Raw genomic sequence first — 21899 nt, forward strand, 5'->3', positions numbered from 1 at the left:
CGGTGCTGGGTGTCCTGTGGCTTGGCAGGCGTTCTTGGCCCGCGCGGAATGCCTGGAGCATTTCCAGCCGAAGCGAAGTCGCTTCGGTGTCGGATAATGCGGTACCGGAAATGCTCTAGGCGGGCGCCTCGGCAACGGAGGCGCGCTCGATGACTTCCGTCTGCAGGACGACGCGGCTCGCCTCCGCGTGGTTGCCGTTCAAGCGCTCGACCAGCAGCTTCGCCGCCGTCTCGCCGAGGCGGTAGACGGGCTGGCGCACCACCGTGACGGGCGGCGTCGTGACGGACGTCCAGTCCGCATCGTGGAACGACACCAGCGACAGGTCGTCCGGTATGCTGAGGCCGAGCGCGCGGCACACCTTGAACACTTCGAGCCCGATCACGCTGTCCGAAGCGATGATCGCCGTCGGGCGCTGCGAGGACTGGAGCATCCCCGTGACGATGCGATGCGTATGCTCCGGCGTGACGGCGCCCACATGCACCCGGTCTTCCATTCCTTCGAGGCCCGCCTCACGACAGACGCCGAGAAAGCCCTCGATGCGCCGCCGCACCGAGCCGGTATTGATGTCGGACGGCGTGCGAAAGCGGTGGTCCGGCGTGTCGCAGGCTGTCAGATAGGCGATGCGCCTGTGGCCGAGCGCGATGAGCCGGCGCGTGATGCCCTCGGCGGCATGCCGGTCGTCGGCGATCACCATGTCGACGTCGAGCATTTCGCTGCCGCGGTCGAGCAGGACGAGCGGCCGGCCGGCGCGGGCGGCTTCCCTGAGATGGCCGACATCGCTCTCCTTGGCCGGCGAGACGATCAGGCCGTCCACCCGCTTGGCAAGCAGGGTGCGGATCGCGGCCTTCTCCGCCTCGGCGTCCTCGCCGGAATTGATGAGGACGACGGTGAAGCCGGCCTGCCGGGCGATATCGGTGATCCCCCGCATGGCGAGGCTGAAGAACGGGTTCTCGATATCGCCCACCACGACGCCGATCGTGCCGGAGCGGCCCGTCGTCATGCTGCGGGCAAGTTCGTTGGGCTGGTAGTCAAGGGCGCGCGCGGCGGCGGTCACGGCATCGCGCACCCGGTCGCTCACGGTGCCGTAGCCACCCAGAACGCGCGCGGCGGTGGCCTTCGAGACGCCCGCCTTGCGCGCGACGTCGGCAACCGTGACGGAGGGGGAACGGGGCGGGCTCTGGTCCATGGGCGCTAGCCTTACAAGAGATATTGACGACTGGCAAATGCGAAGATAACAATTGCGAAACGTCAAAGAGACCGGTCTCTTTTAATATGAGACCGGTCTCAAAATGAGAAGAGCAGAATCCCGGCATGCAGATGGCATGGGCCGGACAGCGGGTCGCCGCTGCCCGGGTGGGACCCGTGCGCCTTGAAGTCATTGCAGACACCACCACCAGAGGAGACGAGACCAATGCGATTTTCCAAAGCCATCACTTCCCCCCTTTCCCGAATGCGCGCGGCCGCCGTCGCGCTGGCCCTCGGCGTCCTGGCCGGCGCCGCGATGCCGGCTGCCGCCGACGACAATCCGCTTGGCCTGATCGACCCTGCCGTCATCAGCGTCGGCACGATGGGCGATGCCAAGCCCTATGCCTTCACCACCTCCGACGGCAACTTCACCGGCTTCGACATAGAGCTCTTCCTTAACGTCGCCGAGCGTATCGGCTTCAAGAAGGAACAGGTGATCTTCACCGGCCAGGAATTCGCCGCGCTGATGCCGTCGGTCGCCAACAGCCGCTTCGACGTCGCGGCGGCCGCGATCGGCACGACGGACAAGCGCAAGGAGACGGTCGATTTCACCGACGGATATCTCGCAGGCTATCTATCGATCCTGACGCCGGACGCCGCGATCAAGGACGCCGCCAGCCTGCAGGGCAAGCGTCTCGGCGTCGTGCAGGGCACGCTGCAGGAGATCTACGCCGAGAAGAATTTCGCAGGCGCCGATCTCGTCAAGTTCCCCGACAACAACTCGGCCGTCGCCGCGCTCAACAACGGCACCGTGGACGCGCATTTTCTCGATTACGAGGCGGCGAAGGACTATTCGGGCCGCTACCCCGAGCTGACGATCGCGGTCAACATCCCGAGCTTCGACGCACCGGCCGGCTTCGTCGTGCGCAAGGGCAACGACAAGCTGCGCGAAGCGCTAAACAAGGCGCTGCATGACGCCATGCAGGACGGAACCTGGAAGAAGATCCACGAGAAGTGGTTCCCCGGCACGCCGATGCCGGCCGAATACCTCCCCAAGACGTGACGCCGGCTGCCGCCCCGGCTGCGGCCGGGGTGGCCTTTCCCTGAAGGGCCTTGTTGATGAACTGGCTTGAAAACCTGCGCCGCAGCTTCCTCGACTGGAACGCGATGGCCGAAGTGCTGCCGACCATGATCACGGTCGGTCTCAAGAATACGCTGATCCTTGCTGCGGCCTCGACGGTGCTCGGCATCATCATCGGCATGGTGCTCGCCATCATGGGCATTTCCCGCTCGCCGTGGCTGCGCATCCCCGCCCGAATCTACACGGATGTTTTTCGCGGCCTGCCGGCCATCGTCACCATTCTGTTGATCGGTCAGGGTTTTGCGCGCATCGGCCGCGAGCTGTTCGGCCCGTCGCCCTATCCGCTTGGCATCCTGGCGCTCAGCCTGATCGCCGGTGCCTATATCGGCGAGATCTTTCGCTCGGGGATCCAGAGCGTCGACCGGGGCCAGATGGAGGCCTGCCGGGCGCTGTCGATGAGCTATGGGCAAGGCATGCGGCTCATCGTCGTGCCGCAGGGCGTGCGGCGCGTGCTGCCGGCCCTTGTCAACCAGTTCATCGGCAACGTGAAGGATTCGAGTCTCGTCTATTTCCTCGGCTTGCTCGCCTCCGAGCGCGAGATCTTTCGCGTCGGCCAGGACCAGGCGGTGGTGACCGGCAATCTTTCGCCGCTCCTTCTTGCCGGCGTCTTCTATCTCGTCGTGACCGTGCCGCTTACCCACGTCGTCAACGCGATCGACAACCGCCTGCGGCTCGGCAAGCAGCGCCCGGCAGCCGTCACCAGCGGGCTTGAGGAGGTCAGCGAACTCGATGGCGCCGGCCGCGCTTCCGAAGCGTCTTTCAAGGGCGGCAGTCTCGACGTGCGCAACCTCGGCATGGCCTATGGCGAGCTCGACGTGCTGAAGGGCGTGGACCTTTCGGTCAAGCCGGGTAGCGTCACCTGCGTTATCGGCCCGTCCGGCTCCGGCAAGTCCACCCTGCTGCGCTGCCTGAACCGGCTGGTCGAGCCGAAGAGCGGCGATATCCTTCTCGATGGCGACAGCATCCTCGCCATGAAGCCCGAGCGGCTCCGCCGGCGTGTCGGCATGGTCTTCCAGCACTTCAACCTCTTCCCGGATCACACGGCGCTGGAAAACGTCATGCTGTCGCTGACGAAGATCAAGGGCCTGCCGAAGGCGGAAGCGGAGCGGATCGCCAAGGCGCGGCTTGCCGATGTCGGCCTTGCGGGCCGCCAGCATCATCGCCCCGGCGGGCTTTCCGGCGGCCAGCAGCAGCGCGTCGCCATCGCCCGCGCGCTCGCCATGGAGCCGGAGGTCATACTCTTCGACGAGGTGACGAGCGCACTCGATCCGGAACTGGTCAAGGGCGTGCTCAACCTGATGGCCGACCTCGGCAAGCGCGGCATGACCATGGTCGTCGTCACGCACGAGATGGGCTTTGCCCGCCGCGTTGCCGACCAGGTCGTCTTCATGGATGAGGGGCGCGTGGTGGAGACAGGCACGCCCGAGGCGATCTTCGACAACCCTGAGAGCCCACGCCTGCGGCGCTTCCTCGCGGAAGTCCTTTGAACGAGGAGACACGATGACACGAACGATACGATGGGGCATCCTCGGCTGCGCGGGCATTGCCGCCAAGGCGGTCATTCCCGCCATTCAGTCGAGCCGCCTGGGGCGGGTCGAGGCGATCGCCTCGCGCGATCCGGACAGGGCGACGGCGATGGCGGCGCGCTTCGGCATCGCCAAGGCCTACGGCGACTATGAGGCCATGCTGGCCGATCCGGACATTGACGCGATCTACAATCCGCTGCCCAATCACCTGCATGTGCCCATGACGATCAGGGCGCTGGAGCAGGGCAAGCCGGTGCTGTGCGAAAAGCCCATCGCACTCGATGCTGCGCAGGCCATGAAGCTTGCAGCCGTGCAGGAAGCCGTCGGCCTGCCCGTCGCCGAGGCATTCATGGTGCGCCATCACCCGCAATGGAAAAAGGCGCGCGCGCTGATTGCCGAGGGGCGACTCGGCGAGGTCAGGGCCATTCAGACGATCTTCTCCTACTATCTCGACGACCCGCAGAATGTGCGCAACCAGGCGGATATCGGCGGGGGCGGCCTGTTCGATGTCGGATGCTACGCCATCAACACGGCCCGTTTCCTGTTCGATGCCGAACCGTTGCGGGCGATCGCGCTCATGGAGCGCGATCCGGTCTTCGGCACGGACCGGCTGACGAGCGGGCTGCTCGCGTTTCCCGGCGGGCGGCAGCTCGCCTTCACCTGCTCCACGCAGCTTGCCCTCACGCAGAAGGTGACGGTGCTCGGAACGCGCGGACGTCTGGACATCCCCGTCCCCTTTAATGCACCAGCCGACGAGCCGACTGTGCTCGTCCTCGACGACGGGCGCGACCTTGCCGGCGGCGGGTGCGAGGAGATCGCCATCGGGCCGGTCGACCAGTACCGCGAGCAGGCCGACGCTTTCGCCGAAGCCGTTCTCTCCGGCAAGCCGCTCGAAACGGGGCTGGACGATGCGATCGCCAACATGAGGGCCATCGACGCACTGTTCCGCTCCGCCGCCCACGGCCGCTGGGAAGCGCCCTGAACCGCTCGCTCCATCTGCATGACCAACCGATTGAAAGACACCCCCATGACAGACAACACCATCTCCTCGGCAGTCATCGTCGGCGCCGGCATCTTCGGCGTTTCCACGGGCGTCCAGCTCGCCCGCCGCGGCATCCGCGTGACGATCCTCAACGATGGTCCGCCGGCCAATGGCGCCTCCGGCCGCTCGCTCTCCTGGCTGAACTCGGCGCGCATGCGCTCGGAGCCCTATCACCGCCTGCGCATGGCTGGCATCGACCGCTACCGCACCCTTTTCGCGCAACGCCCCGATACGGACTGGCTTCGTTTCGACGGTGGCCTGACCTGGGATGCCGACGACGAGCGCAATGAGATCGACGCGGCCTATCGCCACGAAGTATCGCTGGCCTATGACGCGCAGCGGCTTTCCGCCGGCGAGGTCGCCCGCGTCGCACCGGGCGTTGATGCGCGCGCGATCACGCCCCAGGGTGCGATCTTCAATCCCGGCGAAGGCTGGGTCGATCTGCCGGCGCTGATCGGCGTGCTTCTCGATGAGTTTTCGCTGCTCGGCGGCACGCTGGTGACGGATCAGGGGGCTGCGCGGGTGACGGTCGAAGGCGGCCGCGCCGTCGGGGCGGAGACGGCGACAGGCGGCCGCTTCAAGGCCGATGCCGTCGTGCTCGCAACAGGACCCGCCGTGCCGCGAATGGCGGCGGAAAGCGGCCAGCTGATTGGCGACGATACCCCGACCGCCCTCCTCGTGCAGACGAAGCCGCTTGCCCATCCGCTGCGTGCCGTCCTCAACACGCCGCGCGTCGCCGTGCGCCCGGCGCCGGGCGGCACCTTCTCGCTGGATGCCGACTGGGCGGCGGACGAAGGCCTCAGGCTTCGTCCTGACGGCGGGTATGACATTGACGAAGCCGTGGTGGACGCTCTGCTTGCCGAGGCCGCGAAGGTGATGGACGGCAACCCAAAGCTCGAAGTCGCCTCCATCGGCGTTGGCGGCAAGCCGATCCCCGGCGATGGCGAGCCGGTGATCGGCGCGCTCAAGGCCATTCCCGGCTATTATGTTGCCTTCAGCCATAGCGGCGCAACGCTCGGCCTCATCGTCGGTGAACTGCTCGCCTATGAGGTTGCGACGGGTGCCGAGCATCCGATGCTCGCGACTTTCAGGCCGGAGCGTTTTTCATAGGTGCGGTTACCATTCTTCGGAAACCGGTATTCCGGACGTCGTGATCCTCGAATGGCCGTTGGAAATCGCGGCAAGTTCCGCCTCGACCGTTTTCACGAGGGCAGTTACCATCGGAGGGAAGGCGCGCCCGAGCCGGCTGACAATATAAACGCTGCGCCACGCGACCGGATCGGTGAGCCCGAGGAAGGCGATGCGGTCGTCTGGAAGGAACTCCGCCGCCAGCGCCGGCGCGGTGGTGATGCCGAGGCCGTTTTCGATGAGTGCCCAGAGCGTCGGATAGGTCGACACCTCGTATTTCGGCACGCGGATGGATTCGGGAAGGTGCTCCATCTGCGAGAGGATCGGACCGGTCGCCGTGTCCAGCGTCAGGCCGACGAAATTGTGGTTGGCAAGGTCGGCCCAGCGCAGCACGCCATCCTTCGCGGCGGCGTGCAGGGGATGCGTGTGGCGAAGGAAAAGGCCAAGCTGGTCCCTGAACAGCGGCTTGAACACGAGCTCGGCATCGGGACCGTCCATGCTGGCAAAGCCGATGTCCACCTCGTTGCGCCGCACGAGCCGGCGCACGTCGTTCGAGTTTCCCTCGCGCAGCTGGACGCGTAGGCCCGGCCGGGAGGCGAGGAAGCCTTCCAGGATGCGGGGCATGATCTTGGTCGCGATCGAGCTGACGACGCCGACGCGGATGCAGCTGTTGCGGCTCGAGGCCGTCAGCCGGATGTTGCGGATCGCCAGGTCGAAATCGTCGACGACGCGTTCGGCGACCGGGAAGAGATCCGTTCCCTCCTGCGTCAGGATCACGTTGCGCGTCGTCCGGTCGAACAGCGTTCCCCCGACGATGTCCTCGAGCTGCTGGATCGTCATGGTCAGCGAAGGCTGCGACAGATGCAGCTCCGTGGCCGCGCGCGTGAAACTACGATGTTTCGCGACGCTGAGGAACGCCCGCAGGTGACGGATGGTCGCGGTGTAGGACGGGGGGGGCAGAGCCTGTGGTTGTGGGCCGGCCATCGAGTATCTCCAGACGTTTATTTATAGATCATTGTGATCAATCCGGAAAGTTTTTCAATTTGATTTATTGAACCCTGGCACCTTTAATGATGGTCACGGGTCGCAGCCACTCATCCTCGGCGCGGAAGAAACCCAACCAACAAGGGGAACAGGATGTTGAATATGTTGACGAAACGCCGCCTGGCGACGGCCCTCGCTTGCCTTGTCGCCAGTTCCGCCCTCGTGGCGCCGGTTTCCGCGCTGGCGCAGACTGTCGTCATCGGTTCGGAAGGCGCCATACCGCCGCTGGATCCGCACCGCATGACCGGTACGCCGGGTCTTCGGGTGATCGACGCGATCTACGACCCGCTCGTCCGCGAGGATCTTTCGGTCGTGACCGACACGGCGCCGACGCTGAAGGGCGGCCTCGCCGAAAGCTGGACGGTGAGCGATGACGGCCTCGTCTACCGCTTCACGCTGCGCTCCGGCGTCAAGTTCCATGACGGCACGGATTTCAACGCGGAAGCCGTTCAGGCGAATTTTGCCAGGATCATGGACAAGGCCTCGCCGCTCTATGACGAGCGCGCCGCCGGCAACATGACCTTCCTGACCCGCTGGATAGCCGGTACGGCGGCGATCGATGCGCAGACCTTCGAGATCAAGGTGAAGGAGCCGTTTTCGGGTCTGCTGCGCCTTCTCAGCGACCGGCGCTCCGGCATCATCAGCCCGACGGCGATGGCCGCCCACAAGGGGGATGCGATGGGGTTGAACCCCGTCGGAACCGGCCCCTTCCGGCTGGAGGCCTTCCAGCAGGGGCAGCAGCTCGACCTGAAGCGGAACGACACCTATTGGGGTGGCGCGGCCGCCGTCGATACCCTCATCTTCCGGCCCGTGACAGACCCGACCGCCATGGCGATCGCCATGCAGACCGGCCAGGTCGACATCATCCCGAGCGCAAGCTCGCAGCAGATCGCCCAGCTGTCCGTCGATCCCAGCCTGCAGGTCCAGTATCCCGAGCCGGCGAACCAGTATTTCGTGCGGCTCAACACCAAGGCGCAGTACACGGACAACAAGCTGTTTCGCCAGGCGCTGAACTACGCCGTCAACCGCGACAACCTGGCGGCCCTGCTCAACGGGCAGGTCACGCCGCTCGGCGGCCCGGTGCCCTCGGGCAACGAGCTGCCGGGTACGACCGGATCGACCTATGCCTATGATCCGGCGAAGGCGAAGGCGCTGCTGGCCGAGGCCGGTTTCTCGACCGGCGTCACCATCAAGCTGATGGCGCCGAACAGCGGCCCCGGTTTCGGGCAGGCCTCCGAAGTCATCGCTCTCCTGCAGCAGGATCTCGGCGAGGTCGGCATCACGCTGGAGCCGCAGTTCCTGGAATTCGCGACGCTCGTCTCGACCGAGGGTCCCGGTTACAAGGATGACGTCCAGGGCTCGTTCAACGGCTGGACGACCGGTGCCGACAGCGCCTACTGGCTGGAGCGCATGTTCGCCGGCGACCAGCAGCCGCCACGCGGCGTCAATCGCGGCTGGTTCACCAATGCCGAGGCCGACCGGCTCTTCACCGAGGCGCGCGGCGAAAGCGACGAGGCCAGGCGCCTCGACCTCTATCGGCAGGCGGCCGAACGCATTGCCGACGATAGCCCGTGGATCTTCCTCTACCAGGATCGCCTGCCGCGCGTGCTGAGCGCCCGTGTCGGCGGCGTCCTGCCGGCAAGGTCCGTCTTCATCGACTACCCCCGCATCCAGGTAAAGTAACCTGCTGTTTTAATTAGGATTTGAAAGAGGAGAATACACAGATGATGTTAGGTTGGCGCGCGCGTATCGGGCAGATGAGGCCGGCGACGGCGATCGAGGGGGCCGAGGAATGGCGGTCGGTGGCGCCCGTCGGCGTCGCCTTCGCCGATGCCCGGACCATCGTGCCGCGGGTCGACGAGGACGGCCTCAAGGTGATGATGTCGCAGGTGCTGGAGGCCTCGCGCCAGCTGGCGACCGCCAAGGTGGATCTCATCGTCCAGTGCGGCGCGCCGGGCACGTTCCTGCGCGGCGTCGGCCACGACGAGGAGGTCTGCGCCCAGATCGAGGCCGAAACCGGCATTCCGGCCATCACGATGATGGCGGCGCAGATGGATGCGCTGAAGGCGCTGGGTGCGACCTCGATCGCCGTCGCGACGATCTATTCCGACGAGGTCAACGAGAAGATGGGCGCCTTCATGGAGGCCAAGGGCTTCAAGATCGCCTCCATGCTGGGCCTCCAGATCACCGATCCCTTCGATGCCAGCGTGCATGACGCCGACAGCGCCTACAAGCTGGGCAAGCAGGCTTTCAAGGCCGCCGGCACGTGCGACGCGATCCTGATTTCCTGCGGCACCTACCGCACCTTCCCGATCCTCCCCTATCTCGAAATGGATACGGGTGCGGCCGTCGTGTCGAGCAACCAGGCGACGCTCTGGCGGGCGCTGCGCGCCGTCGGCCTGAAGGACCAGATCCCGAACCTCGGCAAGCTCTGGTACGCCGCCTGATCGCAGAACCGCGACGGAAGAGAACGATGACGACCGTGATCGAACAGACAGTCAGGCCAGCACGCAGATGGCGAAGAGCCCTTGGCGGCATCCTGGACAATCCCGCGCTGGCCATTGGACTTGGCATCCTGGCCGTCATCGTCTTCGCCGCCGTCTTTGCAGACTGGATATCGCCGTTCGACCCGTTGAGAGCCAATCCGCTCGCCCGCTACAAGGGTGTGTTCTCCGGATGGAACCTCCTCGGCACGGACGAACTCGGGCGCGATATCCTGAGCCGCCTCATCCACGGCACGCGCTATGCGCTGCTGGTGGCGATCGTCCCGACGGTCATTGCACTCGGCATCGGCGGCCTGCTCGGGATGATCGCCGGTTACATCGGCGGGTTCGTCGATACCGTGATCATGCGGTTCTTCGACATCATGTTCGCCTTTCCGGGCATCCTGCTAGCGCTCGGCATCAGCGCGGCGCTCGGGCCGGGCCTGTCGTCGATGATCATCGCGATGGTCGTCGTCACCGTGCCCGCCTTCGGCCGCATCGTTCGCGGCGCGGTGCTGCAGGTCAAGGAAGAGGTGTTCATCGAGGCGTCCCATGCCCTCGGCTTCCGTGCCCGGCGCATCGCGCTCCGGCACATCCTGCCGAACATCCTCGGGCCGGCCATCGTCTACGGCACGCTGCAGACCGGGCGGAACGTCATCCTGTCGTCGAGCCTCAGCTTTCTCGGCCTCGGCCCGCAGCCGCCCGCTCCCGAATGGGGCCAGATGCTGTCGAGCGGCCGCACGGCGCTGGCGACCGCCGCCCATGTCGCGACCATTCCGGGCCTTGCCATCGTCGTCCTCGCCGTCGCCTTCAACCTGATTGGTGATGGTGCCCGCGACTACCTCGATCCACGTTTCAACAAGCAGCGGGACTGAAACGATGCTCGTGTTCGCCCTCAGACGCGCGTTCCAGATCGTTCCCGTGATCATCGGGGTCACGATCGCGACCTTCCTGCTCGCCAAGATCATTCCCGGCGATCCGGCCGACATGCTGCTCGGCGCCACGGCCTCCGAAGAGGCAAAGGAAGCTCTGCGGCTCAGCATGGGGCTGCATGAACCGGCCTATGTCCAGTATCTGATCTATGTCGGCAACCTGCTGCAGGGCGATCTCGGGCAGTCCTTCACCTTCGCGCAGCCTGTCGCGACCGTCATCCTCGATCGCCTCGGCAACACGGCTCTTCTCGCCGTCGCCGCCATCATCCTCGCCGCCATCGTCGGCGTTGCGGCGGGCACCTGGGCTGCGCTGAAACCGGGTTCGCTGCGCGACCAGTCGCTTTCGGTCGTCGTCCTGTTCTTCAACTCCATGCCGTCGTTCTGGCTCGGTCTCGTGCTCATCATGATCTTCGGCCTCCATCTGCGCCTCCTGCCGGTCGCCGGCATGCAGAGCGTCGGCGGCGGCGATGGCATGCTCAGCCTCATAGCCCACATGATCCTGCCGTCGATCACCCTTGCCGCCTGGTCGCTGGCCACGATCGCCCGCATGACCCGCTCCTCGCTGCTGGAGGTCATCAACAGCGATTATGTCCGCACGGCGAGGGCGAAGGGCATGCGGGAGTCCCGCGTGGTGCTGCGCCATGCGCTGCCGAACGCCATGCCGCAGATCATCACGGTGATCGGCATGCAGATGGGCTTCCTGCTCAGCGGCGCCGTGCTGACCGAGACGATCTTCTCCTGGCCCGGCATCGGCCTTGCCATGTACCAGGCGATTTCGACCCGCGACATTCCGCTGATCCAGGGCGGCATCCTGATCCTCGCTCTGGCCTTCGTGCTGATCAACTTCGCCGTCGATGTCCTCTACTCGTACTTCAACCCGAAAATCAAACTGTGAAGGAGCCGGCCATGTCTCTCCTCGCGCTGCAAACGGACCCGACCCCGACAATGCCCACATCCGCCCAACAGGACGTTTTCACCTCCTATGTCAGCGGCGCCGCGATCGCGCCGGCCGGCCGGAAGATCCCGCTTCATGACCCCTCGACCGGTGCGGTCTGGGCAAGTGCCTTCGTTTCCGACGAAGCCGTGGAACTCGCCGTCGCCAGCGCCGCCAAAGCCTTCGCCTCGGCGCCCTGGGCGTCGATGACGGGATATGAGCGCGCATCGCTCCTGCGCCGGCTGGGCGCCCTGATCGCCGCCAATGCCGATCGCCTCGGCGCGCTGGAAAGCCTCGCCAACGGCAAGAGCCATGCCGCCACCGCCGCGGAAATGAAGGCGACCGCCGCCTGGTACGACTATTATGCGAGCGCCCTCGACACCCATGACGATGTCTTCCGCACCGTTTCGCGCACCGCGGATGCCCGCATCGTTCGCGAGCCGCTCGGTGTCGTCGTCGCCATCACGCCGTTCAACGGCGCGCTCTCGCTCGGCTCCTGGAAGTTGGCGCCGGCGCTCGCCATGGGCAACGCGGTCATCCTGAAGCCGCCGGCAGAAGCGCCGGGCTCCAGCATCGCGCTTGCGGAACTGGCGATGGAAGCGGGCTTTCCGGCCGGCATCGTCAATGTGGTGATCGGCGATGCGGTGGCCAGCGAGGCGCTCGCGACCCATCCCGGCGTGCAGATGGTGAGTTTCACCGGCAGCACGGCAACGGCCAAGGTCCTGGGCGCGAAGGTCGCCGCCGGCATGAAGCGTTTCGTCTGCGAGGCGGGCGGCAAGTCGGCCCATATCGTCTTTGCCGATGGCGATGTCGACAGCGCCGTGATTGCCGCGACGCAAGGGGCCTTTTCCGGCAGCGGCCAGACCTGCGTCGCCGGTTCGCGCATCCTCGTGCAGGCCGAAATCTACGACAGCTTCGTCGAACGCTACATCGCCTCCGTGAGCCGCATTCGCCTTGGCCATCCCGCCTCGCCGAAGGCACATATCGGCCCGGTCGCGAACAGGCGGCAATACGAGCGCATCAACGGCTTCGTGAACGAGGCGGTGGCGGCGGGTGCGCGCCTTGCCTCCGGTGGCCTAAAGCCCGATCTCGGGCCGGAATTCATCGATGGCTACTGGATCGCGCCGACGATCGTTCTCGATGTTTCGAGCGACATGCGGATCTGCCGTGAGGAGATCTTCGGACCTGTCGTCACCGTGCAGCGCTTCGAGACGGAAGAGGAGGCGATTTCCATGGCGAACGGCGTGGAATACGGCCTTGCCGCCGGCTTCTGGACCCGCGACGTCGGCCGCGTGCGCCGCGTCTCGCGGCAATTGCAGGCCGGGACCGTCTGGGTGAACACCTATCGGGCGATCAACCTGCGTGTCCCCTTCGGCGGCTACAAGCAATCCGGCATCGGCCGCGAGAACGGCGTCGAGGCCATGGACGAGTTCTCTCAGGTCAAGGCGATCGTCGTCGAATACGGCCCGGCGGCCGACCCCTTCGCAAACTGACATTCGAACGGAAAGGAAATCCGATGACACTATCGGCAAGAAAGCCCCTGTTGATCGACGCCCTGCAATACAACAAGCCTGAGCGCGCCCGCTTCGAGGAGTGGAAGCGCGGCGGCGTCGGCTGCGTGCATGTCACGCTGTCGATCTGGGAGAATGCGCGCGAAACGCTGACCGTGATCGGCGAATGGAACCGCCTTCTCGAGCAGAACGCCGACCTGATCGCGCTTGCGACGACGGGCGAGGACATCGAGCGCATCGCCGCCTCCGGGCGCACCGCCGTTGTCTACGGTTTCCAGGATACCTCGCCCTTCGAAGACGACATCGAGCTGATCGAGATCTTCCACCAGCTCGGCGTGCGCATCGCGCAGCTCACCTACAACGTCCAGAACCGCGTCGCCTCGGGGTGCTGGGAGCCCGACGAGGCCGGCGTTTCGAAATTCTTCGGCCGCAACGTCATCGCGGAGATGAACCGCGTCGGCATGGTGGTGGACGTCTCGCATTGCACGGAGCGCACCTGCTTCGACGCGATCGAATATTCTTCACGCCCGATCGCCGTCACCCACGCCAATCCGCAGGAATTCGTCGGCACGGACATCGAACTGAACCGGCGCAACAAGTCGACGGCGCTGATCAAGCGCCTCGCCGAGACCGGCGGCGTGATCGGCCTCAGCAACTATCCGAAGATCATGAAGAACGGGTCGGACTGCACGCTCGACACCTTCCTGGACATGGTCTCCTGGACGGTCGATCTCGTCGGCACCGATCATGTCGGCCTCGGCACGGACTTCTATGACGGCTGGCCGGAAAGCCAGATCAAGTGGTGGCGCGCCGGCCGCTGGGCGCGCGAGAGCGCCATCCCGATCAAGGGCTTTTCCAAGTGGCCGTCCTGGTTCCAGTCCCCCGTCGACTTCCCGAACATCCTGGAAGGTCTCGAAAAGCGCGGCTTTTCCGGCGAGGAGATCGCCAGGATCGCCGGCGGAAACTGGCTGAAGCTCTTCCGCGAAGGCTTCGTTCCAGCCGCCTCGGCGAGAACGGCAAACGCCGCTTGAAAAGGCGGTGATGGCGGGAGGCACCTGTCGTCCCGCCATCACCCATCAGGATCGACCCGGAGAGCACGATGAGCCAGACGGATATGACAATGCAGGCGAGCGGAGGCACGGGGTTTCCCATGAGGATATCCCGCGTGGTCTACCCGCTCCTGTCGCTGATCGTGATCATCGTGCTGTGGCAGGTCGTCGTTTCGGTCGCAAAGCCGGCGCCCTATCTCCTGCCGTCGCCCGGTTCCGTGGCCTCCACGCTGATCTCGCAGTTCCCCGTGCTGATCTATCATTCGGGCATCACAGCGTTCGAGACTCTGATCGCCTTCCTGCTCAGCATCGTCATCGCGCTGCCGCTGGCGGTGTTGATCGCGCGGTTCCGCTGGTTCGAGGATGCGGTCTATCCGCTGCTCGTCACCAGCCAGGCCGTGCCGAAGGTCGCACTGGCGCCCCTCATCCTTGTCTGGCTCGGCTTCGGCCTGCACACCAACATCGTCGTCGGCGTGCTGATGGCCTTCTTCCCGGTCGTCATCAGCGGCGTGGTGGGGCTGAAGAGCGTGCCGCAGGACATGATCTTCCTCGGCAGGACGATGGGGCTTTCGCAGGCGCAGATGTTCCGCAAGATCTATCTGCCCCATGCGCTGCCGAGCCTCTTCGGCGGCCTGAAGGTCTGCGTGACGCTCGCCGTGGTCGGGGCCGTGGTCGGCGAGTTCGTCGGCTCGGATCGCGGCCTCGGCTATCTGATCCTGCTCTCCAGCGGACAGTTGCAGACGGCGCTGATGTTCGCCGCCCTCATCCTTCTGGTCCTGATCGGGGTCGTCAGCTTCGCCATCGTGCAATTCGTCGAGGCGCGCGTGATGCCGTGGCATCGCTCGCAGCGCAGCGACGGACATTGAGGAGCGCGCCATGGGCAAGTCCATCACCATCGACAAGGTCTCGCGGTCTTACGCCGGTCTGGAGGCGCTCGTGCCGACCTCCATCGACATCCAGCCGGGCGAGTTCCTCTCCATCGTCGGGCCCAGCGGATGCGGCAAGAGCACGCTGCTGCGCATCATCGCCGGTCTCGATTTCCCGACTTCGGGCACGCTTTGCATCGGCGGCCGGCCGGTCAGCAAGGCGGAAACGGACCTCGGTTTCGTCTTCCAGTCGCCGGTCCTCCTGGAATGGCGCAGCGTCATCGACAATATCCTCCTGCAGGCGGAAGCGCGCGGGCTGCCGGATGCCGAATACCGCGCGAAGGCGAAGGACCTCCTGGCCGCAGCCGGTCTGGCCGGCTTCGAGAATGCCTATCCGCACCAGCTTTCGGGCGGCATGAGCCAGCGCGTCAGCGTCTGCCGCGCCCTCGTGCACGATCCGTCGCTGCTGCTGATGGACGAGCCGTTCGGCGCACTGGATGCGCTCACCCGCGACCAGATGATGGTCGACCTCCAGTCGCTCTGGCTGCGCTCGCGGCCGACCGTCGTCTTCGTCACGCACTCCATCCAGGAGGCCGTGTTCCTGTCCGACCGCATCGTGGTGATGGCGCCGCGCCCCGGGCGCGTCGAAGCAGTGCTCGACGTAGCCTTGCCGCGCCGTCGCCGGCTCTCCATGCGCGGCACGCCGGAATTCAACGCGATCGTCGACCAGATCCTCATTCAATTCGAACGCATGGGCGTCATCCGTGACGACGCCGAAGACGCAGCCTGACATCCTTGGAAAGGAACCGGACATGAGACATTTCAAGCAGACGGGCGGCACGCTCCTCGCCCTTGCCCTGATGAGCACGACGGCCCTTGCTGCCGACAGCATCCGCCTGCGCCTCGACTGGAGCTGGTGGGCCGGGCAGACGCCGATGATCCTCGCCAAGGAGAAGGGCTTCTACGACGAGGTCGATCTCGACGTGGAGATCGCGCAGGGGCAGGGATCGAAGACCACGACCATGGTGGTCGGGGAAAATGCCGATCCGATCGGCCATGCCAACCTTTCCACCGTCGCCCAGTCGGTCTCCGCGGGTGTGCCGATCACCGCCGTCGCCGGCTGGTGGCAGCAGGGCCCGATCTCGCTGATCTGCACCGACCCGTCCATCAAGACGCCGGCCGATGTCAAGGGCAAGCGCATCGGCTCCACGCCGACCGGTTCCGACGGCCAGATCCTGCCCGCCTTCCTCAAGGCCAACGGCCTCGAACTGACCGACATCTCGCTCGTCAACATGCCCGGCGACGCGAAGTTCGCCGGCATCGCCTCCGGCCAGCTCGATTGCATCAGCGGCGACGATTATTTCTACGCCCCGCAGCTCAAGGCGCAGGGCAAGGAGGTCTCGGTCCTGAAATATGCCGATTGGGGTGTAACCAATCTCGGCTTCGGCATCGTCGTCAACAACGATTACCTGGCGCAGAATCCCGACATCGTGAAGCGCTTCCTCGCCGCGACGCGGAAGGGCATGGAGTACACGTTCGCCCACAAGGACGAAGCGGTCGGGATCTTCCTCAAGGTTTCCGGCAACACCCAGCCGGCCGAGTTCCACCGCAGCGTGCTCGAGGCTTACGAGGCCTCGCTCCACACCAGGCACAGCGAGGGCAAGCCGCTCGGCTGGATGGCCGAGGCGGACTGGGAGGCGATGAACGAGACGCTCGCCGAATTCGGCTCGATGCTCGGCAAGAAGGAGGCGACCGCCTACTTCTCCAACGACCAGCTGCCGCAGTAGCCCCGCCATGAACGCGGGCGGTTCGGCCGCCCCCACTTTCGCAAGCAAAATGGAAATCGCATGTCGAACATTGCCGATATATCGACTGGCACATACGACGCCATCGTCGTGGGGGGAGGGCACAACGGTCTCGTTGCGACCGCCTATCTCGCCAAGGCCGGGCTGCGGCCGCTGCTGATCGAGGCGCGGCCGACGCTCGGAGGCCCCTGCGGAACCTTCGAGTTCCTGCCGGGCTACCGCTGCGCCTTCACCAATTCGCCCGGCAGTTTCGAGCCGCGCTTCATCGCCGAGCTGCAGCTGGAGCATTTCGGCCTGAAGTTCATTCGCACCGACCCGACCGTCGTCCACCCGTTTCCGCGCGGCGCCTTCATCGGCTGGCGCGACAGGGGCCGGCTGGCGGCGCAGTTCGACGCCTATGCGCCGGGCGAGGCGGAGCGCTATTTCGGCCTCCTGTCAGATCTGGAGGAACTCGGACGGCATCTGGGTGCGTCGATGTTCGCGCCCTCTCCCGATCTGGTCCATGCCGCCCGCGACGTGCCAGGCCATCTCGCCGGCCTTTTCGACCGCGTGATGTGCGGCAGCCTGCGCCAGCTGCTCGACGAGCGGCTGAAATCGGAGGAAACCAAGGCGTTGCTCGGCATGCTGGCGCTCAACGCGACGCTGACCCCGCCGTCTGCGCCCGGCTCGGCCGTGGGCCTGATGATGCGGCCGATCTCGCTCGCCTCCTATGCGGCGCTGGACGACGACGATCCACGGCGTGCAGCGCTTCGCGGCTCCACCGGCCTTCCGGTCGGCGGCATGGGCGCCATCATCGACGCGCTCGAAGCCTGTTGCCTTGCGCATGGCGCGACCATCCTCAAGGATGCACCGATCGAGCGGATCCTGCATGCCGCGGGTAGGGCCCGGGGTGTCGTCACTGTCAAGGGCGATGAATTCCTGGCACCGGTCGTGCTGTCGGCGATCAACCCCAGGCCCCTCTTCGGCAAGATGCTCGACGACGAGGCCGTGGGCGCCGACGTCAGGCGCGAGATCGCCGCCGTGCCGATGCGGGGCTCCGCTTTCAAGCTGGTGCTGGCGCTCGACGGGGTGCCCCGCTATGCCGGCCTGCCGGCGGATGTCGACCCGGCGCAGGCGGCGCAGGTGCAGTTCCGCATCGCGCCCTCGCTCGACTATATCGAGCGGGCGATTGCGGACGGATTGGCCGGCAGGCTGGCGGAGCGTCCGATCATGTGGGGCCTCATTCCATCGGTGACCTCGCCGGACATGGCGCCGGCGGGCTGCCATCTCCTCAGCGTCAACGCCTGGCATGCACCCTATGCGCTTGCGGAAGGCAGCTGGCCGGAGGCGGGCGAGCGTTTCGCCGACATCTGCATAGACGCGCTTGCCAACTACATGCCGGACCTGCGCCGGCGCCTCATCGGGCTTCGCTACTTCAATCCCGTCGAAATCGAGGACGAGCTGGGTCTCGTCCAGTCGAACATCACGCATGGCGACATGCTGCCGAATGCACTTTTCGGTGCGCGCCCGCACCGCAAGGCGCACGATTATCGCACGCCGCTTTCCGGGCTTTACCTCTCGGGCGGCGGCACCTGGCCGGGTGGCTATGTCACCGGCATCCCCGGCTACAACGCCGCAAACACCATCATCAAGGATCTGGACGTCACATCATGAGGGAACATGCAATGGAATTTCTGGTCAACATCAAGCTGCGCTGGTCTGACGACATGGATCCGGAATTGAAGGCGAAGGTGATCCGCGACGAGCGCGCCCACGCCGCCGAGCTGATCAAGGAGGGGCACCTGGTGCGCATGTGGCGTGTGCCCTGCCGCTTCGAGAACTGGGGTCTGTGGCGCGCAGCGGATGCAACGCAGCTGCACGAGATCATTACCAGCCTGCCGGCCAACCCCTGGATGTACGATATCGACGTGCTTCCGCTGGCCAAGCATCCGGTCGATCCGATCCATACCGCCGCCTAGCGCAGTTCGGTTTGCCGCATTGTCCGACCGCCGAAGCGATTTGGCTTCGGCCGCTCCAGAAGGGAAAACAGGATGGACATACCTTCCGCCCAGCCGCCGGTTCTGTCCGTCAGCGATCTCACGACTGCGTTCCGGTCGGGCGACCAGTGGAAGCCCGTCGTCCGCAACCTCTCCTTCTCGATTGCCCCGCGTGAGACAGTGGCGATCGTCGGCGAGTCCGGATCCGGCAAGAGCGTGACGTCCCTGTCGATCATGCGGCTGCTTCCGAAACATTCGAGCCGGATCGAAGGCAAGGCTTCGCTCGGCGGGCGCGACCTGCTGACGCTCGGCGAGGAGGAGATGCGCAAGGTCCGCGGCAACGACATCTCGATGATCTTCCAGGAGCCGATGACCTCGCTCAACCCGATCTTCCCGATCGGCAAGCAGATCGCCGAAGCGATCACCTGCCATCGCGCCCTCTCCCGGGGCGAGGCGCGGGCAGAGGTGACGCGGCTTCTGGAAAAGGTCCGCATTCCGAACGCCAAGGGCCGGTTTGACGACTATCCGCACCAGTTCTCCGGCGGCATGCGCCAGCGCGTGATGATCGCCATGGCGCTCGCCTCGAAACCAAAGCTCCTGATTGCGGACGAGCCGACGACGGCGCTCGACGTGACGATCCAGGGCCAAATCCTCGACCTCATCAAGACGCTGCAGGAAGAGGAGGGCATGGCGGTGCTCTTCATCACGCACGACATGGGCGTGGTGGCCGAAGTCGCCGACCGGACGATCGTGATGTTCCGTGGCGATGCGGTGGAAACGGGCGCGACCGGGGATATCTTTAGCCGCGGAAGGCATCCCTATACGCGGGCGCTGCTCTCGGCGATTCCGCGTCTCGGCTCGATGGCGGGACGGCCCCGGCCCATGCGCTTTCCGGTGATCGACATCGTGACCGGCGAAACGCGCCAGGCGGAAAGCGAGGGACCTGTGCCCGTTGCCGGTGAACGACCCGTTCTGGAGGTGAAGAACCTGACGACGCGCTTCGACATCCGCTCGGGCCTCTTCGGTCGCAAGAGCGGTGCGGTGCATGCGGTCGAGAACGTGTCCTTCGACCTGAAAGCCGGTGAGACGCTGTCGCTTGTGGGTGAATCCGGCTGCGGCAAGTCGACGACGGGGCGCTCGATCATACGGCTGGTCGAGCCGACGGGCGGGGCGGTCTCGTTCAGCGGGCATGATGTGATGGGCCTCGACGGCAGGTCGCTGCACAAGATGCGGCGCAATATCCAAATGGTGTTCCAAGATCCGTTCGCCAGCCTTGATCCACGCATGACGGTGGGGGCGGCGGTGATGGAGCCGTTCATTGAGCATGGCCTCGGCACCAAGCAGCAGGCGCGGGACAAGGCGACCGACCTCCTGCGGCGGGTCGGGCTCGGCCCGGAGATGATGCGGCGCTTCCCGCACGAATTCTCCGGCGGCCAGCGGCAGCGCATCGCGATCGCGCGGTCGCTGATACTCGATCCGAAGGTGATCATCGCCGACGAGGCGGTCTCGGCGCTCGACGTGTCGGTCAAGGCGCAGGTGTGCAACCTCCTCCTCGACCTCCAGCAGAGCTTCAACCTCGCCTATCTGTTCATCAGCCATGACATGGCCGTCGTGGAGCGGGTCAGCCACCGGGTGGCGGTGATGTATCTCGGCGAGATCGTCGAGATCGGCCCGCGACGGGAGGTGTTCGAAAACCCGCAGCATCCCTATACGAAGAAGCTGATGGACGCCGTCCCGATACCCGATCCCGCCCGGCGCACCCTCCGGCGATGCCTTTCCGGCGACGAGACGAGAAGCCCTGTCCGCCCTCTTGGCTATACCCCGCCCAGGCGCAGCTACCATGAGGTCTCGGAGCGGCATTTCGTTCAGGTTTAGTCTGGAGACGGGAATGCACGTAACCGCGATCTCAAGTTGCTGATGGATGCTGCTGGATGAACCGGGGCGGCAGACAAGATATCGTGCTGGCCGGCCATCGGCCTCATGGAGCTGACCATGGAGACCGCCTTGCCCGGGCGGGGTCTGAGGGAACGCAGCCAGGCGAATGCCCACTTTGCTGGCGACCGCTGCATCCAAGCTGTGTTTGCAACTTGTGCATCGATGCCGGCCGCGAGGCCAGCCATTGCGGGGGTTGCCGTCAGGCGCAGGTATCGCCCGGCAGGAACTCGACGTTCAGCACTTTGCCACCCGGGAAACTTCCCTTGGTGATCCGCTTCAACAGCGCCGCCGCCGCCGCCTCGCCGATTTCATAGGCAGGCGAGCGCATGGAGGTCAGGAGCGGCATCGAATATTCACGGAAGGCAAATCCGTTGAAGCCGGTGATCATCAGATCCTTCTTGATGGAGAAGCCGAGCTGAAGCGCCGCCTGCGTGGCGGCAATGCCGAACAGGTCGTTGCCGCCCATGACGAAATCCGGCGGGTTGGCCGATAGCCGCGTCTTCACCTGGCTCACGACGGCCTGGAAGTTGATTTCCGTGCAGATCATGGTTTCGACATCGGCGCGTCCGGCCGCTGCCTTGCGGGCCCCGAGTTCGCGCTGCGCCATGGCCGGCCAGAAATGGTCCGGGCGCATGAACAGGATCTTACGGGCGCCATTCGAAAGCCCAAGCTCGGCCAGCTGGAATGCGCCTTCCTCGTTCGTCTGGCGTACGAAACTGGCATCCGCCAGGCTGTCGTTCGCCTCGTCGCCGATGAGGAGCATGGGCAGGCCGAGCGCGGCGAGCTTGGTATAGACAGCGTCGCGCTGAGCGGTGTCGCCGAAGATGTAGACGGCAAGGGCATCCAGCTGCGAAATGCGCGGCAGCTTGTTTTCGAGATCCTTCGAATTTTGCGCTCCGAAGATCAGCAGGCCGTAACCGTTCTGTGCGAGCTTGTTGCTCATGCCGGCCGCGACCTCGGTGTTGAAGGGATCGTTGAGGAAGCGCCGCTCCGGATGCAGCATGACCAGGCCGATCGCAAAGTCTTTCGCCAGCCGCAGGCCGCGGCCGCGCAGATGCGGCACATATTTCAGGTCTTTGATCTTTTCCTTGACGAGAAGCCGGATTTCATCGCTGACGCGGGCGGTCTTTCCGTTCACGACGTTGGACACGGTCATGATGGAAACGCCGGCGGCGTCGGCGACGTCCCGAAGGGTTGCGCGTCCCTGACCCTGTTGATTTTTCTTCATGATCATCGCCTGCACATATTCGGTCCGATCGCTGGCGGCAACAATACAACTCAACTCGATGTTTACAATCTCGCCCGCCGGAACGAGAACAATCTGGCCTGTTGACAGGAGATA

Annotated in this window: 19 protein-coding genes; 16 read left to right on the top strand and 3 right to left on the bottom strand. The window is 65.3% G+C overall.

The genetic code is table 11. The features are described 5' to 3' along the window. Positions 1-115 precede the first annotated feature (115 nt). Positions 116-1186: a LacI family DNA-binding transcriptional regulator gene (locus WMC41_RS02495; RefSeq protein WP_432346924.1), complete on the bottom strand. Its 1071-nt coding sequence runs from the start codon at positions 1184-1186 to the stop codon at positions 116-118. Positions 1187-1411: 225 nt separating this feature from the next. Here WMC41_RS02495 and WMC41_RS02500 point away from each other — a divergent pair, with 225 nt between their 5' ends. Genes WMC41_RS02500 through WMC41_RS02515 form a run of 4 tightly spaced genes read left to right on the top strand, consistent with a single transcriptional unit; the run spans position 1412 to position 6004 of the window. Continuing rightward, positions 1412-2248 (top strand): ABC transporter substrate-binding protein, encoded by an 837-nt coding sequence (locus WMC41_RS02500; RefSeq protein ID WP_432346925.1) that lies wholly within the window; start codon positions 1412-1414, stop codon positions 2246-2248. Between the two features lie 56 nt (positions 2249-2304). After that, positions 2305-3813, top strand: coding sequence for an amino acid ABC transporter permease/ATP-binding protein (locus WMC41_RS02505; RefSeq protein WP_432346926.1), 1509 nt, complete (start codon positions 2305-2307; stop codon positions 3811-3813). A 13-nt stretch (positions 3814-3826) separates the two neighbouring features. Further along, positions 3827-4834 (top strand): Gfo/Idh/MocA family protein, encoded by a 1008-nt coding sequence (locus WMC41_RS02510; RefSeq protein ID WP_432346927.1) that lies wholly within the window; start codon positions 3827-3829, stop codon positions 4832-4834. A gap of 45 nt (positions 4835-4879) precedes the next feature. Next, positions 4880-6004, top strand: a complete 1125-nt coding sequence (locus tag WMC41_RS02515; RefSeq protein ID WP_432346928.1) for an NAD(P)/FAD-dependent oxidoreductase — start codon at positions 4880-4882, stop codon at positions 6002-6004. 6 nt (positions 6005-6010) lie between these two features. Here WMC41_RS02515 and WMC41_RS02520 read toward each other — a convergent pair whose 3' ends face one another. Beyond that, positions 6011-7006 (bottom strand): LysR family transcriptional regulator, encoded by a 996-nt coding sequence (locus tag WMC41_RS02520; RefSeq protein ID WP_288083152.1) that lies wholly within the window; start codon positions 7004-7006, stop codon positions 6011-6013. A 162-nt stretch (positions 7007-7168) separates the two neighbouring features. Here WMC41_RS02520 and WMC41_RS02525 point away from each other — a divergent pair, with 162 nt between their 5' ends. From WMC41_RS02525 to WMC41_RS02580, 12 genes are all read left to right on the top strand, one after another. Then, on the top strand, positions 7169-8749 hold the full coding sequence (locus WMC41_RS02525) for an ABC transporter substrate-binding protein (RefSeq protein WP_432346929.1): 1581 nt from the start codon (positions 7169-7171) through the stop codon (positions 8747-8749). 41 nt (positions 8750-8790) lie between these two features. After that, positions 8791-9513, top strand: coding sequence for a maleate cis-trans isomerase family protein (locus WMC41_RS02530; protein ID WP_432346930.1), 723 nt, complete (start codon positions 8791-8793; stop codon positions 9511-9513). A 26-nt stretch (positions 9514-9539) separates the two neighbouring features. After that, the gene (locus tag WMC41_RS02535; protein ID WP_244768058.1) at positions 9540-10424 is read left to right on the top strand and encodes an ABC transporter permease; all 885 of its coding nucleotides are present in this window, start codon (positions 9540-9542) and stop codon (positions 10422-10424) included. Between the two features lie 4 nt (positions 10425-10428). Continuing rightward, positions 10429-11376 carry an ABC transporter permease gene (locus WMC41_RS02540; RefSeq protein ID WP_272804502.1) on the top strand — a complete coding sequence of 316 codons (948 nt, stop codon included), beginning with the start codon at positions 10429-10431 and terminating at the stop codon, positions 11374-11376. A gap of 11 nt (positions 11377-11387) precedes the next feature. Continuing rightward, the gene (locus WMC41_RS02545; RefSeq protein ID WP_432346931.1) at positions 11388-12908 is read left to right on the top strand and encodes an aldehyde dehydrogenase family protein; all 1521 of its coding nucleotides are present in this window, start codon (positions 11388-11390) and stop codon (positions 12906-12908) included. 23 nt (positions 12909-12931) lie between these two features. Further along, a complete protein-coding gene (locus WMC41_RS02550) occupies positions 12932-13957 on the top strand; it encodes a dipeptidase (RefSeq protein WP_432346932.1) in 1026 nt (341 codons plus the stop codon). Between the two features lie 119 nt (positions 13958-14076). After that, a complete protein-coding gene (locus WMC41_RS02555; protein WP_288083148.1) occupies positions 14077-14841 on the top strand; it encodes an ABC transporter permease in 765 nt (254 codons plus the stop codon). A 10-nt stretch (positions 14842-14851) separates the two neighbouring features. Next, positions 14852-15631 (top strand): ABC transporter ATP-binding protein, encoded by a 780-nt coding sequence (locus WMC41_RS02560; protein ID WP_432346933.1) that lies wholly within the window; start codon positions 14852-14854, stop codon positions 15629-15631. A gap of 22 nt (positions 15632-15653) precedes the next feature. Then, positions 15654-16628: an ABC transporter substrate-binding protein gene (locus tag WMC41_RS02565; RefSeq protein WP_244768052.1), complete on the top strand. Its 975-nt coding sequence runs from the start codon at positions 15654-15656 to the stop codon at positions 16626-16628. A 60-nt stretch (positions 16629-16688) separates the two neighbouring features. Continuing rightward, entirely contained in the window at positions 16689-18299 is a 1611-nt protein-coding gene (locus tag WMC41_RS02570) for a phytoene desaturase family protein (protein WP_272804507.1), read from the top strand. An 11-nt stretch (positions 18300-18310) separates the two neighbouring features. After that, a complete protein-coding gene (locus WMC41_RS02575; protein ID WP_244768050.1) occupies positions 18311-18604 on the top strand; it encodes a muconolactone Delta-isomerase in 294 nt (97 codons plus the stop codon). A gap of 72 nt (positions 18605-18676) precedes the next feature. After that, positions 18677-20497: an ABC transporter ATP-binding protein gene (locus WMC41_RS02580; protein WP_432346934.1), complete on the top strand. Its 1821-nt coding sequence runs from the start codon at positions 18677-18679 to the stop codon at positions 20495-20497. A 259-nt stretch (positions 20498-20756) separates the two neighbouring features. On the opposite strand, the gene WMC41_RS02585 is transcribed toward WMC41_RS02580, so the two are convergent. Further along, positions 20757-21785 carry a LacI family DNA-binding transcriptional regulator gene (locus WMC41_RS02585; protein WP_244768048.1) on the bottom strand — a complete coding sequence of 343 codons (1029 nt, stop codon included), beginning with the start codon at positions 21783-21785 and terminating at the stop codon, positions 20757-20759. Positions 21786-21899: the final 114 nt, after the last annotated feature.

Source organism: Shinella yambaruensis (assembly GCF_050859155.1).
GTDB classification, from domain to species: domain Bacteria; phylum Pseudomonadota; class Alphaproteobacteria; order Rhizobiales; family Rhizobiaceae; genus Shinella; species Shinella yambaruensis.

Bases quoted from the DNA above. Each gene is read 5' to 3' on its own strand.
- WMC41_RS02495 (WP_432346924.1), bottom strand. From the start codon at position 1,186: ATGGACCAGAGCCCGCCCCGTTCCCCCTCCGTCACGGTTGCCGACGTC.
- WMC41_RS02500 (WP_432346925.1), top strand. From the start codon at position 1,412: ATGCGATTTTCCAAAGCCATCACTTCCCCCCTTTCCCGAATGCGCGCG.
- WMC41_RS02505 (WP_432346926.1), top strand. From the start codon at position 2,305: ATGAACTGGCTTGAAAACCTGCGCCGCAGCTTCCTCGACTGGAACGCG.
- WMC41_RS02510 (WP_432346927.1), top strand. From the start codon at position 3,827: ATGACACGAACGATACGATGGGGCATCCTCGGCTGCGCGGGCATTGCC.
- WMC41_RS02515 (WP_432346928.1), top strand. From the start codon at position 4,880: ATGACAGACAACACCATCTCCTCGGCAGTCATCGTCGGCGCCGGCATC.
- WMC41_RS02520 (WP_288083152.1), bottom strand. From the start codon at position 7,006: ATGGCCGGCCCACAACCACAGGCTCTGCCCCCCCCGTCCTACACCGCG.
- WMC41_RS02525 (WP_432346929.1), top strand. From the start codon at position 7,169: ATGTTGACGAAACGCCGCCTGGCGACGGCCCTCGCTTGCCTTGTCGCC.
- WMC41_RS02530 (WP_432346930.1), top strand. From the start codon at position 8,791: ATGATGTTAGGTTGGCGCGCGCGTATCGGGCAGATGAGGCCGGCGACG.
- WMC41_RS02535 (WP_244768058.1), top strand. From the start codon at position 9,540: ATGACGACCGTGATCGAACAGACAGTCAGGCCAGCACGCAGATGGCGA.
- WMC41_RS02540 (WP_272804502.1), top strand. From the start codon at position 10,429: ATGCTCGTGTTCGCCCTCAGACGCGCGTTCCAGATCGTTCCCGTGATC.
- WMC41_RS02545 (WP_432346931.1), top strand. From the start codon at position 11,388: ATGTCTCTCCTCGCGCTGCAAACGGACCCGACCCCGACAATGCCCACA.
- WMC41_RS02550 (WP_432346932.1), top strand. From the start codon at position 12,932: ATGACACTATCGGCAAGAAAGCCCCTGTTGATCGACGCCCTGCAATAC.
- WMC41_RS02555 (WP_288083148.1), top strand. From the start codon at position 14,077: ATGAGGATATCCCGCGTGGTCTACCCGCTCCTGTCGCTGATCGTGATC.
- WMC41_RS02560 (WP_432346933.1), top strand. From the start codon at position 14,852: ATGGGCAAGTCCATCACCATCGACAAGGTCTCGCGGTCTTACGCCGGT.
- WMC41_RS02565 (WP_244768052.1), top strand. From the start codon at position 15,654: ATGAGACATTTCAAGCAGACGGGCGGCACGCTCCTCGCCCTTGCCCTG.
- WMC41_RS02570 (WP_272804507.1), top strand. From the start codon at position 16,689: ATGTCGAACATTGCCGATATATCGACTGGCACATACGACGCCATCGTC.
- WMC41_RS02575 (WP_244768050.1), top strand. From the start codon at position 18,311: ATGGAATTTCTGGTCAACATCAAGCTGCGCTGGTCTGACGACATGGAT.
- WMC41_RS02580 (WP_432346934.1), top strand. From the start codon at position 18,677: ATGGACATACCTTCCGCCCAGCCGCCGGTTCTGTCCGTCAGCGATCTC.
- WMC41_RS02585 (WP_244768048.1), bottom strand. From the start codon at position 21,785: ATGAAGAAAAATCAACAGGGTCAGGGACGCGCAACCCTTCGGGACGTC.